This is a genomic window from Phenylobacterium kunshanense (genome assembly GCF_003254525.1).
In the GTDB taxonomy this organism is placed as follows: domain Bacteria; phylum Pseudomonadota; class Alphaproteobacteria; order Caulobacterales; family Caulobacteraceae; genus Phenylobacterium; species Phenylobacterium kunshanense.
The window spans coordinates 1-12,728 of record NZ_QFYS01000010.1 but is presented as its reverse complement, the minus strand read 5'-3'; the positions used below and the strand labels follow the sequence as shown (position 1 = coordinate 12,728).

At 69.1% G+C, this 12,728-nt stretch carries 15 protein-coding genes; 12 read left to right on the top strand and 3 right to left on the bottom strand.

The genetic code is table 11. The features are described from left to right. Positions 1–39: 39 nt before the first annotated feature. A complete protein-coding gene (locus tag DJ019_RS17990) occupies positions 40–1,539 on the top strand; it encodes a globin-coupled sensor protein (RefSeq protein ID WP_240606534.1) in 1,500 nt (499 codons plus the stop codon). On the opposite strand, the gene DJ019_RS17985 is transcribed toward DJ019_RS17990, so the two are convergent. Continuing rightward, a complete protein-coding gene (locus tag DJ019_RS17985; RefSeq protein WP_111277637.1) occupies positions 1,536–2,180 on the bottom strand; it encodes a J domain-containing protein in 645 nt (214 codons plus the stop codon). The two genes, DJ019_RS17990 and DJ019_RS17985, sit on opposite strands and share 4 nt — an antisense overlap. 52 nt (positions 2,181–2,232) lie before the next feature. Between DJ019_RS17985 and DJ019_RS17980 the strand changes: the two genes are divergently transcribed. Genes DJ019_RS17980 through DJ019_RS17965 form a run of 4 tightly spaced genes read left to right on the top strand, consistent with a single transcriptional unit; the run spans position 2,233 to position 6,265 of the window. Then, positions 2,233–2,505 carry a BolA family protein gene (locus DJ019_RS17980; protein WP_111277635.1) on the top strand — a complete coding sequence of 91 codons (273 nt, stop codon included), beginning with the start codon at positions 2,233–2,235 and terminating at the stop codon, positions 2,503–2,505. 57 nt (positions 2,506–2,562) lie between these two features. Further along, a complete protein-coding gene (locus DJ019_RS17975) occupies positions 2,563–3,066 on the top strand; it encodes a 2Fe-2S iron-sulfur cluster-binding protein (protein ID WP_111277633.1) in 504 nt (167 codons plus the stop codon). Next, positions 3,063–4,004 (top strand): FAD binding domain-containing protein, encoded by a 942-nt coding sequence (locus DJ019_RS17970; RefSeq protein WP_111277631.1) that lies wholly within the window; start codon positions 3,063–3,065, stop codon positions 4,002–4,004. Before DJ019_RS17975 ends, DJ019_RS17970 begins: the two co-directional genes overlap by 4 nt. Further along, positions 4,001–6,265: a xanthine dehydrogenase family protein molybdopterin-binding subunit gene (locus DJ019_RS17965; protein WP_111277629.1), complete on the top strand. Its 2,265-nt coding sequence runs from the start codon at positions 4,001–4,003 to the stop codon at positions 6,263–6,265. The genes DJ019_RS17970 and DJ019_RS17965 overlap by 4 nt, the downstream gene beginning before the upstream one ends. Before the next feature lie 223 nt (positions 6,266–6,488). Here the strand turns inward: DJ019_RS17965 and DJ019_RS17960 are convergent, their stop codons facing one another. Further along, positions 6,489–6,860: a response regulator gene (locus DJ019_RS17960; RefSeq protein ID WP_111277627.1), complete on the bottom strand. Its 372-nt coding sequence runs from the start codon at positions 6,858–6,860 to the stop codon at positions 6,489–6,491. A gap of 280 nt (positions 6,861–7,140) precedes the next feature. On the opposite strand from DJ019_RS17960, the gene DJ019_RS17955 reads away from it, so the two are divergent. Next, the gene (locus DJ019_RS17955; RefSeq protein ID WP_111277625.1) at positions 7,141–7,350 is read left to right on the top strand and encodes a hypothetical protein; all 210 of its coding nucleotides are present in this window, start codon (positions 7,141–7,143) and stop codon (positions 7,348–7,350) included. Positions 7,351–7,509: 159 nt separating this feature from the next. Further along, the gene (locus DJ019_RS17950) at positions 7,510–7,824 is read left to right on the top strand and encodes a UrcA family protein (protein ID WP_165844067.1); all 315 of its coding nucleotides are present in this window, start codon (positions 7,510–7,512) and stop codon (positions 7,822–7,824) included. Between the two features lie 79 nt (positions 7,825–7,903). Here the strand turns inward: DJ019_RS17950 and DJ019_RS17945 are convergent, their stop codons facing one another. Further along, entirely contained in the window at positions 7,904–8,602 is a 699-nt protein-coding gene (locus DJ019_RS17945) for a pirin family protein (RefSeq protein WP_111277620.1), read from the bottom strand. A gap of 200 nt (positions 8,603–8,802) precedes the next feature. Here DJ019_RS17945 and DJ019_RS17940 point away from each other — a divergent pair, with 200 nt between their 5' ends. The 5 genes from DJ019_RS17940 (at position 8,803) to DJ019_RS17925 (ending at position 12,607) form a co-directional block, all read left to right on the top strand. Beyond that, positions 8,803–9,396 (top strand): beta/gamma crystallin-related protein, encoded by a 594-nt coding sequence (locus tag DJ019_RS17940; RefSeq protein WP_133255332.1) that lies wholly within the window; start codon positions 8,803–8,805, stop codon positions 9,394–9,396. A 45-nt stretch (positions 9,397–9,441) separates the two neighbouring features. Continuing rightward, positions 9,442–10,245, top strand: a complete 804-nt coding sequence (locus DJ019_RS17935; protein WP_111277616.1) for a peptidylprolyl isomerase — start codon at positions 9,442–9,444, stop codon at positions 10,243–10,245. Positions 10,246–10,303: 58 nt separating this feature from the next. Continuing rightward, on the top strand, positions 10,304–10,480 hold the full coding sequence (locus tag DJ019_RS21050; protein ID WP_165844066.1) for a hypothetical protein: 177 nt from the start codon (positions 10,304–10,306) through the stop codon (positions 10,478–10,480). A gap of 66 nt (positions 10,481–10,546) precedes the next feature. Then, entirely contained in the window at positions 10,547–11,809 is a 1,263-nt protein-coding gene (locus tag DJ019_RS17930; RefSeq protein ID WP_111277614.1) for a dicarboxylate/amino acid:cation symporter, read from the top strand. A 24-nt stretch (positions 11,810–11,833) separates the two neighbouring features. Then, entirely contained in the window at positions 11,834–12,607 is a 774-nt protein-coding gene (locus DJ019_RS17925; RefSeq protein WP_111277612.1) for an acyl-CoA thioesterase domain-containing protein, read from the top strand. Positions 12,608–12,728: the final 121 nt, after the last annotated feature.

Sequence of the window (12,728 nt, the reverse complement as noted above, 5' to 3'; positions counted from 1 at the left end):
TGCCGGCTGCGCACCTCTCGGATGAAAGAGAGGGATACCGTGGCCGACCAATTCGCCGTCAAGGAACGACTGGATTTCATCGGACTGGACGAGGGCGCGCGCGACAGCCTGCGCGCCCTGCGCCCGTTCATCAAGGCGGAGATCCAGCCGGCGCTGGAAGTCTTCTACGCCAAGCTCCGCAAGACCCCGCGGGTCCGCGGCTTCTTCAGCGACGAGCGGCACATCCAGGGCGCCCAGAACGGACAGGCGCGGCACTGGAACGTCATCGCCGACGGCCAGTTCGACGACGCCTATGTCAACGGGGTTCGGCGGATCGGCGAGACCCATGCCCGCATCGGCCTGGAGCCGCGCTGGTACATCGCCGGCTACGCGCTCATCACGGAGGCCCTGCTGCGCCGGCTGGTGGAGGCCCGCTGGCCGAAGGGCCTCGGCGGGCGCGGGAAGGGGGCGGCGGAGACCGCCGACGCGATCACCTCGCTGGTCAAAGCCATGATGGTCGACATGGATTTCGCCATCTCGGTCTATCTGGACACGCTCGAGAACGAGCGGCAGAGGCTCGAGGCTGAACGGCGCGAAACCGAAGATCACCAGAACGCGGCCATGCAGGCGATCAGCGACGCTCTGGCGCGGGTCTCGAACGGCGACCTCCGGGCGCGAATGGACGTCGAGCTGTCGCCGGAGTTCGCGAGCCTGAAGGCCAATTTCAACAGCGCCATGGACGCCATGGAGCGGGCCATCGGCTCGGCCTCGGACGCCGCCCAGGTGGTGGGTGAGGGCGTCGATCAGATCGGGACCGCGGCCAGCAACCTCTCGCGCCGCACGGAACAGCAGGCGGCCAACCTGGAAGAGACGGCGGCCGCGCTTGAGGAGATCACGACCACTGTCCGCAAGAGCGCCGAGGGCGCGCTGGTGGCCAGCGAGGCCGTTGCTCAGGCGAAGGCGGAGGCCGATCGGTCCGGCGCCGTGGTCGAGCAGGCGATCGGCGCCATGGACGAAATCGACGGGTCGTCCAGCCAGATCAGCCAGATCATCGGCGTGATCGATGAAATCGCCTTCCAGACCAACCTGCTGGCGCTGAACGCCGGCGTCGAGGCCGCTCGGGCCGGCGACGCGGGCAAGGGCTTCGCGGTCGTGGCCTCGGAAGTCCGGGCCCTGGCCCAGCGTTCGGCCGAAGCCGCCAAGGAGATCAAGGCCCTGATCACTCAGTCGGGCGCCCAGGTGAAATCCGGCGTCACGTTGGTGGGCGAGACAGGTCAGGCGCTGGCCGCGATCGCCGAACGGGTGACGGCCATCGATGGCCTCATCCGCGAGATCGCGGCCTCGGCCCAGGAGCAGACCCGGGCCCTCAGCGAGGTGAACAACGCCGTCAGCCAGCTGGACCAGCTCACCCAGCAGAATGCGGCCATGGTCGAGGAGACCACCGCGGCGACGCATGCCCTCAACGCGCAGAGCATCGACCTGTCGCGCCTGATGGCGGGCTTCACCGTGGGGGCGGCCGCCACCGCCCGGCCGGGCGCGTCGAGGGCCCGCGCCGCCTAGACCATCCCGGCCTTGCGCAGCGCCTGATAGGCCTTGATCACGCGCTGCAGCCGGTGCTCCCCGGACCGATCGCCCTGATTTGAGTCGGGGTGCAGGCGGCGCACCAGTTCGGTGTAGCGCGCGCGGATCTTCGGGCCGTCGGCGTCCTCGTCCAGGTCGAGATCCGCCAGGGCGTTGCGCTCGATCTTTCCAAGCCGACGGGCCTCGGGTTCCGGCTTCCGGGCGCCGCCGCCGCCAAACATGCCGAAGGGGTCGCGATAGCCCTGACCGGATCCGAATTTTGCCGTGAACGCCGCAGCCTCCCGGCTGTGGCGGCCGGCCTTCATTTCCCAGGTCGGACGGCCGCCCGTCATCGCCTCTTCCTGCTGGCGGCGGCGAACCTCACCCTCTGACATGCCGGCGAAGAAGTTCCAGTTGCGATTGTACTCGGCCGCATGCGGCTGGCAGAACCAATAGTGCTCGTTCAGCATGTCCCGGCCCTTTGGCGCGCGGGCGGTGGCCGCGAGCCGGCAGCCGGGGTGGTCACACTGCCGCTCGCCGGGCTTCAGGGCGTGCACGTCCTCCTTCGTCGCGTCGTCCTTGGAGGGCGGGCGCACGCGGATGTCGACGAATTTTGGCTTGTATTGAAACGCGCCGGGCATGGGCCAAGTATGGTGGGGAGAAACTTCCCTGCAAGAATTGAAGATGCGACCGATGGGCGCCATACTTGAGGCAATCCGAGACAAGCTGACGGCGGCGTTCGAGCCCACCAGGCTTGAGATCGTCGACGACTCCTCCCGACATGCGGGCCATGCCGGCGCGCGCGAAGGCGGGGAAAGCCACTTCAATGTGACGATCGAGGCGCCGGCCTTCGCCGGCACGCCGCGGGTCGCCCGGCAGCGGATGGTCTACCATGCCCTGGCCGAGGAACTCGCCGGGCCCGTGCATGCGCTCTCGGTGAAGGCGCTGGCGCCCGGCGAAGGCTGAGGCTGAACTGACAATAGAGCCGCCCGGTGCGGCCGACGACAACGTGGGAGGGACGGGTTGCGGACGACCATCACCGTCAATGGCGAGGCGCGGTCGCTCGACCTCGACCCGCGAACGACCTTGCTCGACTTCCTGCGCGAGAAGGTGGCGCTGACCGGCACGAAGAAGGGTTGCGACCATGGTCAGTGCGGCGCCTGCACGGTCCTGGTGAATGGCGTCAGGATCAACGCTTGCCTGTCCCTGGCGGTGATGCACGACGGGGACGAGGTGACGACCATCGAGGGGCTCGGCGCGCCCGAGGCCCTGCACCCCATGCAGCAGGCCTTCCTGACCCACGACGCCTTCCAGTGTGGCTATTGCACCCCTGGCCAGATCTGCTCGGCGGTCGGCGTCCTCGCCGAGATCAAGGCGGATATCCCGAGCCACGCCGGTGATGTCGGCGCGCAGGCGCGGCTGACCGCCGACGAGGTGCGTGAGCGTATGAGCGGCAACATCTGCCGCTGCTCGGCCTATCCCCAGATCGTCGATGCGATCCTCGACGCCGCGGGGAACCTGCCGTGAAGCCGTTCACCTACGAGCGGGCCTCCGACGCCAAGGCCGCGGTGCAGGCCGCCGTGGAGACGCCCGGCGCGCGCTTCATCGCGGGCGGCACGAATCTCCTCGACCTGATGAAGCTCGAAATCGAGCAACCGCAGCACCTGATCGACGTCGGCCGCCTGCCGATGGCCACGATCGAGGACACCGCCGACGGTGGCCTGCGGATCGGCGCCATGGCCAGCAACACCAAGGTCGCGGCCGACGCGCGGGTGCGCAGCCGCTACCGGGTCCTGTCGCAGGCGATCGTCTCGGGCGCCTCCGGCCAGCTGCGCAACAAGGCCAGCACGGGCGGCAACCTGCTGCAGCGGACCCGCTGCCCGTACTTCTACGACACCAGCAAGCCCTGCAATAAGCGCCAGCCAGGCGCCGGCTGCGCCGCGCTCGAAGGCCACATCCGCGAGAGCGCGATCCTCGGCGCCAGCCGCGCCTGCATCGCCGTCCATCCCTCGGACATGGCGGTCGCGCTCGTCGCCCTGGACGCTTCGGTGGAGACGCTGACACCGTCGGGCGAGACGCGCAGCTTCCCGCTGATGGAGCTGCATCGGCTGCCCGGCGAGACGCCGCACCTGGAAACCCACCTGATCCCCGGCGAACTCATCACCGCCGTAGTCCTTCCCCCGCTCCCCGAGGGCGGACAGCAGTACCGCAAGGCCCGTGATCGCGCCTCGTACGCCACGGCGCACGCCAGTGTCGCGGTGGTCGGCGGTCGGATCGCCCTCGGTGGCCTCGCCCACAAGCCCTGGCGGGCCGCTGACGCCGAGGCGGCGCTGGCTTCGGGCGCGACGGCGGAAGAGGCCATGGGCGTGGAGCTGAAGGACGCCACGCTCCGCGACGAAAACGCCTTCAAGGTCCCGCTCGCCACCCGCCTGGTGGCCGCCACGCTTCGGGAGGCCGCGCAATGAGCTCGGTGCAGGACTGGGAAGCCCCCAACCCGGTGAAGGACAATCGCTCGGGCCTGATTGGCAAGGGCGTCGACCGCTACGAGGGACCGCTCAAGGTGACGGGCGCGGCGCCCTATGCCTACGAGGTGACGCCGCCGTCCCCGCCGGCGTACGGCGTGATGGTCGGCGCCGAGATCGCCACCGGCCGTATCACCGGCGTCGATACGGTCGAGGCCGAGGCTGCGCCTGGTGTGCTCGCTGTCTGGACGCATCGCAACGTCCCGGCTCAACCGCCACGCGGGACGAAGGCCCACCCGCGCAGCACCAGCGGCTCGAGGCCTGCCCTCGAGAGCGATCGGGTCACCTATTTCGGCCAGCCGGTGGCCTTCGTGGTCGCCGACACGCTGGAGAATGCGACCGCGGCGGCGAAGCTGGTCCGCTTGACCTATACGGCGGCCGATCCCGACGTGGACTTCCCCCACCGGCTCGACGCGGCCGGCATGCCGCCCGGCGAACAGGACACCGAGATCGGCGATTTCGAGGCCGGCTTCGCCGCGTCGGACGTGAAGCTCGACGAAACCTGGACCACCCCGATCCAGAACCACTGCCAGATGGAGCCCTGTGCGTCCGTCGCCTGGTGGGAAGGTGGGAAGTGCATCGCCCACACCTCCGTGCAGATGGTGAAACCAGCCCAGCACGGGCTGGCCGAGACGCTGGGCATCGGCCGGGACGACGTGCATCTCCTCACCCGCTACATCGGTGGCGGCTTTGGGGGTAAGGGCCAGACCTACGACGATCTCACCCTGGCGGCGCTGGCCGCGCGGGCGCTGGGGCGGCCGGTGAAGGTCGCTTTCACCCGCCAGCAGATGATGCACGGGACCATCCACCGGCCGGCCACGATCCAGCGGGTCCGCCTGGGGGCGGGCGCGGATGGACGGCTCAACGCGATGTCGCTGATGACGTGGACCCACTGCCAGCGCGACGGGGCCTTCACCGAGCATGCCTCGAACTTCGCCCGCAACCTCTATGCGGCGCCCAACCGCCTGACAGGGCACCGGCTGGTGAAGCTCGACCTGCCGCATGCGGGGGCGATGCGGGCGCCGGGCGAGGCGTCGGGCACGCTCAGCCTCGAATGCGCCATGGACGAACTGGCCGAGAAGCTGGGCCTCGACCCCATCGAGCTGCGCATCCGCAACGAGCCCGAGGTCGACCCCGAGAACGGCCGCCCGTTCTCCATGCGCCAGCTCGTGCGCTGCATGAAGGAAGGCGCCCAGCTATTCGGTTGGGACCGGCGCCTGCCGACGCCGGGCCAGGTCCGCGACGGCCGCTGGCTGGTCGGCCTGGGCATGGCGGCGGCCATCCGGGGCAACTTCCTGCTGCCGGCCAAGTGCAGCTTCTCGGTCGACGCCGACGGCGTGATCACCGTGCGCCAGGGCATGACCGACATCGGCACCGGCACCTACACCGTACTGGCCCAGATCGCCGCCGAGACCCTGGGCGTGCCGCTGGGCAAGGTGGTGGTCGAGATCGGCGACTCCGAGCTGCCCCCGGCGCCCGGTTCGGGCGGCCAGTTCGGCGCCGCTACGGCCGGCTCCGCGGCTCTGGCTGCGGGAATGAACCTGCGTCAGGCGATCGCCGAGCTTGCGGTGGCGGATCCTGGATCGCCGCTGCATGGCGGCGATCCCAACGCGGTCACCTTCCAGGACGGGGTCGTCGCGCTGGAGAACCGGTCCGAGACGCTGGCCGAGCTGGTCCGCCGCGCCGCGCCGGCAGGGCTGACGGTGGAGGGCGAGATCCGTCCCGCTCAGGACGCCCAGAAGTGGAGCCAGCAGACCTACGGCGCCCATTTCTGCGAGGTCGGCGTCGACCCTGTCAGCGGCGAGGTTCGCGTGCGTCGCATGCTGGGCGTGTTCGCCGCGGGCCGGATCCTGAACGCCAAGACGGCCAGGAGCCAGCTCACCGGCGGCATGATCTGGGGCGTGGCGTCCGCGCTTCACGAGGGCAATGCGCCCGACCTGCGCTATGGCTCGCTGCTGGGTCAGGACCTCGGGAACTACCTCGTGACCGTGCAGGCCGACGTCGGCGAACTTGACGCCATCATGCTGGACGAGGTCGACGACAAGGCCAATCCGATGGGGATCAAGGGCGTCGGCGAACTGGGCAACTCGGGCGCGGGCGCGGCGGTCGCCAACGCCATCTACAATGCTTGTGGGGTTCGCGTGCGCGACTATCCGATCACGCCCGACAAGCTGCTGCCGGGGCTGATCGCCAAGGGGTGGTAGGGCGCACGGTCGAGGCGCCTTTCCGGATGCGCAGAACTATTCTGCACAAAAGGTAACTACTCACAGCGCAAGCCAGACCCTATCTGCACGTCCGCCGGCGAACGAACCGGCTGACGTGGAGACGACGACCGTGAAACTGCTGCTGTCCCTGGCGACGCTGGTGGGCTCGGTGAGCCTGCTGCTGAGCGACTGGGCGGGCCGGGCTTTCCCCTACCTTTAGGCGTCAGTCGCGCAGGCGCAGCTCGCCCAGCACGCGCGCCAGATCGCCCTCGCGGAAGGGCTTCTGCAGGACCGGCGAGCCTCGATCCACTTCGCGAAGACCTGCATCGCCGTAGCCGGTGGCGAAGGCGAATGGCGCGCCCTTCTCCCTCAGGAGATCGGCCAGGGGGAATATTGGCTGGCCGCCAAGGTTCACGTCCAGCACCGCGCAATCGAGCTCGGCCTCCCGGACCAGCTCCATCGCCTCGTCCAGGCGCGACGCCGGGCCGACAACCGTACAGCCGAGGTCGCTCAGCATGTCCTCGATCAGCATGGACACCATCATCTCGTCCTCGACGACGAGGACTCGGAGCCCTTCGAGGGTGGCTGTGGTCATGGCCGGAACTCCCACGCCCTGGGGCCGGCGTTGGGGGACGCCAGACCGGGGCGAGTCATGTGTAGTGGATAGGGCGTCGGTTGTCGCGGGGCGGATGAGCCTACCCCCAGGTTCGCCGAATACATGGACCGGGCCTTCCCCCATACTTCCCTTTGCGCCTCAACGACGGAAGCTCTGCTTTGGTTCCCTGCGCCCACACGTCGCACCGCGTGCGACTCCTGGTCTTCGCGAATGGGAAACCTTGATCGGGGAACATGGCCTCCTGGTTGAGGCATAAGCCATGTTCGACTTCACCGTTCGGGCCCGTAGCGGGCATTGGATCCTGCAGGACGCCGAGGCCGGCGAGCTCGGCGCCTACGAGACTCGGGACGAGGCGCTGGCCGCGGCCGGTGACTGGATGCGGCTGATCGAGCAACCCTGGCCCGTCCTGATCTGCGACGAGGATGGAGAGTGGCGGCAGACACTTGTCGAGCCGACGCGCTTCCACTGATCATCCATTACGCGCCAGTAAGACATTAAGTCGCTGTAACTATCTTAAATCTCTGTCATTACTCCCTATTCACGGGAAGTAATGGGTCATTCGAAGTATTCGTTTCCCTGCCGGCGGACAACACCGTCGGAAGCACCAACCGCTTCGAGGGAAACGACCATGACCAACTTTGCCACTCGCATCTCCGGCGTCGCCATGCTGGCGCTCGCGGCCCTCCCCATCGCCGCCCTGCCGGCTCAGTCGCTCGCCGCCACCAGCGTGAAGGTGGCCGACCTGAACCTCTCCTCCCCCGAGGGCCAGGCCGCCTTCGCCAAGCGTGCGGATACCGCCGCCCGCACCTACTGCGGCAACGTCTACAGCCTGATCGAACGCTCGACCTGCCGCGTCGCCGTGAAGGCCGAACTCGACGAGAAGGTCGCGGTCGCCCGCGCCGCCCAGCTCGTCCAGGCCTCCCAGACCTTCGCCGCCCGCTAGCTCTCCCTTCGATAGCGGATGTGCGAAAAGGGCCCGCGGCCGCCCCAGCCGCGGGCCCAATCGCATCCGTCGCCGTCCGTCAGGCCGCGTCGACGAGGACGATCTCGGAGTCCTCCAGCGCCGTGACCCGCAGGACCTCCTCGTCCTTCACCGCCGCCCCGTCGCGGGCGTTCAGTCGGACCCCGTTGACGTCCACGGCGCCGACCGCCGGCACCAGATAGGCGTGCCGATCCTTGCCCAGGACGTACTCGGTCGTCTCTCCGGCCTTCAGCGTCGCCCCCGCCACGCGCGCGTCGGTTCGGATGGGCAGGGCGTCGACATCCCCCGGCAGGCCGCTGGCCAGGGTGACGAACTTTCCGGCGCGGTCGCCCTTGGGAAAGGGCTTGGCGCCCCAGCCCGGCTTGCCGCCACGCTCCTTGGGCTCGATCCAGATCTGGAAGAGCGTCGTCGTCTCCGGCTCGAGATTATACTCGGCATGACGGATCCCCGAGCCCGCGCTCATCACCTGGACATCGCCCGCCGCCGTGCGCCCCTGGTTGCCCAGGCTGTCCTGGTGCGTGATCGCGCCCGTGCGGACATAGGTCACGATCTCCATGTCCGCGTGGGGGTGGGGCGGGAAGCCGGAGTTCGGCGCGATTTCGTCGTCGTTCCACACCCGGATCGGGCCCCAGCCCATGTTTTCCGGGTCATAGTAGTTGGCGAACGAGAAGTGATGGCGGGCCTTGAGCCAGCCATGGTCCGCGCCGCCCAGGCGCGCGAAGGGTCTGCGGTCGATCATGGTTCGTCTCCCGGCGGCCGTCTGGGCCGCGTTCGGTCGGAAAGATAGTGTCGCCGCATCGGGGATAAATTGGTCTCCGTGCATAAGATTGCTTCTGAATTGGAAGCGCTGCCCGTAGCTGAACCAGGGCGAGCGCGGTGTTTCAGGCCCGGTTCATCACGGTGGCGCTTGGATGCGCCTCGAACGCTGAGGAGGCTGTCATGACGAAGTTCCCCCACATCGCGGCGCTTGCGCTCGTCGCCCTGGCCGGCGCGGCCGACGCGCAGCCTTTCCGCGGCGGGACTGCGACGCTGTACGACCAGCCCAACTTCCAGGGCAATTCGGTCACCATCACCCAATCCGCGCCCGACCTCGGCAAGTGGCGCTTCAACGACCGGGCGCAGAGCGCGCGGTTCGAGGGGCGTTGGCTGATCTGTGAGCACGACGATTTCCGGGGCCGCTGCCAGGAAGTGCGGGGCGATGTGCCCAACCTGCATGCCTACGGCCTCATGGCCCAGGTCTCCTCGCTCGAACCGGCGGGCCGCCCGCGACCCGACCCCGTCGGCCCGAGCCGGCCGGGCGTTGGCTCGCGGGGCGTCGAGGGAGCGCGCACCGTCTTCTTCCCCCGTCCGACAGTGGACGGGTACGACGTGGCGGCGGGCGACCGCGGGGCCGACGTCTACTGTCGCCGCCAGGGCCTCGGCTCGGCCGTCTGGTACGACTCCAGCGAGCGCGCCCGCGAGGCGATCGGCCCGGAAGGCCAGATCGTCGGCCGCTCGTCGGTTCTGCGCGACCTGCTCTGCCGCAAGTATTGACCGCCGCGTCGGCCTCCTGTCCCTCTGACGACAGGAGGCTGACGCATGTTCAGGACGTTTGGGATCGCAGCCGCGGCGCTTGGGCTGATGGGCGCCGCGCCGGCCGACTGGCGGGCGCTCGACCCGGAGAACACCCTCGTCCTAGAGACCACCAAGGGGCGCGTCGTGGTCGAGCTGCGTCCCGAGTTCGCGCCGAAGGGCGTGGAGCGGATCAAGCTGCTCGCGCGTGAAGGCGTCTATGACGGCCTGCAGTTCCACCGGGTGATCGACGGCTTCGTCGCCCAGACGGGCAACCCAAATAACCGGGACGGCGGAACCTCCCGCCATCCCGACCTGCCGCCCGAGTTCAGCTTCCGCATTCCGGCGGCGGCGGCCACGGTCGTGGTGGAGCGTAGCGATGCACGAGAGGGCTTCGTCGGCGCGACGCCGTTCCAGGCGGTGTCCGCGGCCGAACAGGCCCTGCGACCAGATCCGCGGCTCCGGGGCTGGGGCGCGTACTGTCCTGGCGTCGTCGGGATGGGCAGACAGGCAGACCCGGGCAGCGCCAACTCGGAGATCTTCGTGATGCGTGCGGCGGCGCGACGGCTCGACCATGAGTACACGGTGGTGGGGCGCGTCGTGGCGGGCGGCGAAGCGGTTCAGGGCCTGGCGGTGGGCGAGCCCCCGAAGGTTCCGGACCTGATGCTGAAGGTGCGTGTGGCCGCCGACCTGCCGGAAAGCGAACGTCCGCGCCTCGAGATCCTGGACGAGCGGGGGCGGGCCTTCCGCGAGCACGTGGAGTCGCTCAAGCGCGCGAACGGCGCCGCCTTCAGCATCTGCGATGTGGAGGTCCGTTCGCGCGTCCGGTGAACCCGCTGCGACGATGCGCGCAATTGTTGAGTCGGGCGGTCGGCCGTAGTGGCCGCGCATGCGTTTCGAGGTTGTGCAGGAAGAGGACGCCTGGGTCGTCCGCCGCGAGGGTCATGAGCTCGCGCGCTTCGACGATCAGGACACCGCGCTCAGCGACGTGGCCGACAGGCTGCGCGGCGCCGACGGCACGGCGCCCGTGTCGCTGGCGGTCCGCTATCAGGGACGCTCCGCCTGACCTAAGGTCTTGCCGACCCGGCTCGGCGCAGGCCAGATCGCCAGTCCTTCGCCTTGGAGCTGGCCCTTGAAATTCCTCCGATCCCTGAGCGTTCAGGTGCTGATCGCCCTGGCCCTGGGTCTTGCCGTCGGTGCGCTCGCAGCGGCGTACGGCGGCGACGGCGCGCGGCGCGTCGTTGAGGGGGTGGAGGCCGTTGGCGGCCTTTGGCTCAACGCCCTGCGCATGACGGTGATCCCGCTGATCTTCGCTGTGCTGGTCACCGGCATCGCCCAGGTGTCGGACGCCGCCTCGACGGGCCGGCTGGCGGTGCGCGCGGTGGTCTGGTTCGTGGGGCTGATGCTGCTGTCGGCAGTGACGTCGATCCTTCTGGTGAACGGAATCCTTGGCGCCTGGCCGGTCGGCGAGGCGGCGGCGGCGGCTCTGCGCGCGGGGGCTCAGGCGCCCGCCGCCGACATGGCCACCACGCCGGACTTCGGCGCCTGGCTGCGCAGCCTCGCGCCCTCCAATCCCCTGAAGGCCGCGACAGAGGATGCCGTCCTGCCGGTGGTGGTCTTCGCAGTGTTTGTGGGCTTCGCGCTCATCCGCCTGCCGGACGGTCGCGGGCGGCCGCTGGTCGATCTCTTCCAGGCGCTGGGCGACGCCATGATCGTGATCGTGCGATGGGTGCTGGTCGTGGCGCCGATCGGTGTCTTCGCCCTTGGCCTCGGCGTCGGTCTGCGCGCGGGCGTCGGCGCGGCGGGCGTGCTGGGTCACTACATCGTGGTCGCGTCGTCGGCCGGCGTCGCCATCACGGTCATCGGCTATGTGCTGGCGGTGACCGTCGGGCGTGTCCCTCTGGCGACCTGGGCCCAGGCCACGGCGCCGGTCCTGGTGGCAGCCTTCGCCACTCAGTCCTCTCTCGCGTGCTTGCCCGCGATGATCGAGCGCTCGCGCGACGACCTCGGCGTCCCGGCGCGCGTGGCGGGCCTCGTCTTGCCCCTGGCGGTGGCGATCTTCCGGTTCACCAGTCCGGCGGTGAACCTCGCCGTCTGCCTGTTCATCGCCGAGGTCTACGGCATCGAGCCGACGATGCTGCAGTATTCCGGCGCGGTCCTGGTGGCGCTGGCGGTGGCGATCGGCTCGGTGGGCCTGCCCGGCCAGGTCTCCTTCATCATCAGCGTCGCCCCGATCTGCATCACCCTGGGATTGCCGATCGAGCTGCTGCCGATCCTGCTGGCGGTCGAGGTCGTGCCCGACATCTTCCGCACGCTGGGCAACGTGACCGGCGACATGGCGGTGACCGCTATCGTCTCGAAAGGCGAACGCGAGGCTCCGGCTACCCAAGCTTGAGCGGTTCGGGCATGGTCCCGCGCCATGCCGAATGAACCCTTCTTTCGAAAGGACGGAGACCTCTTCGTCCCCACCCGCGCGGGCATCGGGCCCTGGGTCGCCGACAGTCTGCACGGTCGCGTCATCATCGGGCTGCTGGGCGCAGAGATCGAACGCCGCTTCGGTTCGCCCGACTACATGCCGGCCCGCCTGACCGTCGACATGTACAAGCTGCCCGACCTGTCGCCGGTCGAGGTGGTCACCCGCGTGGTCAAGGACGGCTACCGGATCAAGGTGATCGACGCTGAGTTCATCTCGGGCGGCCAGAGCGCCGGCCGCGCCACCTGCCAGCTCCTGCGTCGCACCGAGAATCCGTCCGGCAATGTCTGGAGGCCTGACCCCTGGGACGCGCCGAAGCCCGACGCCATCGAGCAGTCGCCCGCCGGACCGATGGGCGGCATGTGGAAGGTGAAGCCCATCTCAGGCGGCTTCGGCACGCTCGAGATGCCGCGCAGGATCTGGATGGCCGAAGTCCGCGACCTGGTCGAGGGCGAGCCGCTCACGCCATTCGCCCGGGTCGCGGTCGCCGCCGACTTCGCCAGCCCCTTCGCCAACGCGGGCGATCAGGGCCTCGGTTACATCAATACCGACCTAACACTATACCTCCACCGTGAGCCGGTGACCGAGTGGATCGGCTTCGAGGTGTTCAACCACGGCGCCACGGACGGCGTGGCCATCGGCGAGTGCCTGGTCCACGACGAGCAGGGGCCCCTCGGCTCGGCGAGCTGCACGGCCCTGGCGCAGAAGCGCAAGGCCTAGGGTCTGTACTCATAACCCTTGCTGAGTGGGGCGACGCTTGATTCAAGGCTACCGAAAGGAGCCTTGGTATGGCGCGTTACGATCTGAGCGAGGCGGAGTGGCGGCTGATCGAGCCGTTGTT

What these genes read in the sequence shown, in the direction of transcription:
- DJ019_RS17985 (WP_111277637.1), bottom strand. Translation starts at nt 2,180, where the DNA reads ATGCCCGGCGCGTTTCAATACAAGCCAAAATTCGTCGACATCCGCGTG.
- DJ019_RS17980 (WP_111277635.1), top strand. Translation starts at nt 2,233, where the DNA reads ATGGGCGCCATACTTGAGGCAATCCGAGACAAGCTGACGGCGGCGTTC.
- DJ019_RS17965 (WP_111277629.1), top strand. Translation starts at nt 4,001, where the DNA reads ATGAGCTCGGTGCAGGACTGGGAAGCCCCCAACCCGGTGAAGGACAAT.
- DJ019_RS17960 (WP_111277627.1), bottom strand. Translation starts at nt 6,860, where the DNA reads ATGACCACAGCCACCCTCGAAGGGCTCCGAGTCCTCGTCGTCGAGGAC.
- DJ019_RS17955 (WP_111277625.1), top strand. Translation starts at nt 7,141, where the DNA reads ATGTTCGACTTCACCGTTCGGGCCCGTAGCGGGCATTGGATCCTGCAG.
- DJ019_RS17950 (WP_165844067.1), top strand. Translation starts at nt 7,510, where the DNA reads ATGACCAACTTTGCCACTCGCATCTCCGGCGTCGCCATGCTGGCGCTC.
- DJ019_RS17945 (WP_111277620.1), bottom strand. Translation starts at nt 8,602, where the DNA reads ATGATCGACCGCAGACCCTTCGCGCGCCTGGGCGGCGCGGACCATGGC.
- DJ019_RS17940 (WP_133255332.1), top strand. Translation starts at nt 8,803, where the DNA reads ATGACGAAGTTCCCCCACATCGCGGCGCTTGCGCTCGTCGCCCTGGCC.
- DJ019_RS17935 (WP_111277616.1), top strand. Translation starts at nt 9,442, where the DNA reads ATGTTCAGGACGTTTGGGATCGCAGCCGCGGCGCTTGGGCTGATGGGC.
- DJ019_RS21050 (WP_165844066.1), top strand. Translation starts at nt 10,304, where the DNA reads ATGCGTTTCGAGGTTGTGCAGGAAGAGGACGCCTGGGTCGTCCGCCGC.
- DJ019_RS17925 (WP_111277612.1), top strand. Translation starts at nt 11,834, where the DNA reads ATGCCGAATGAACCCTTCTTTCGAAAGGACGGAGACCTCTTCGTCCCC.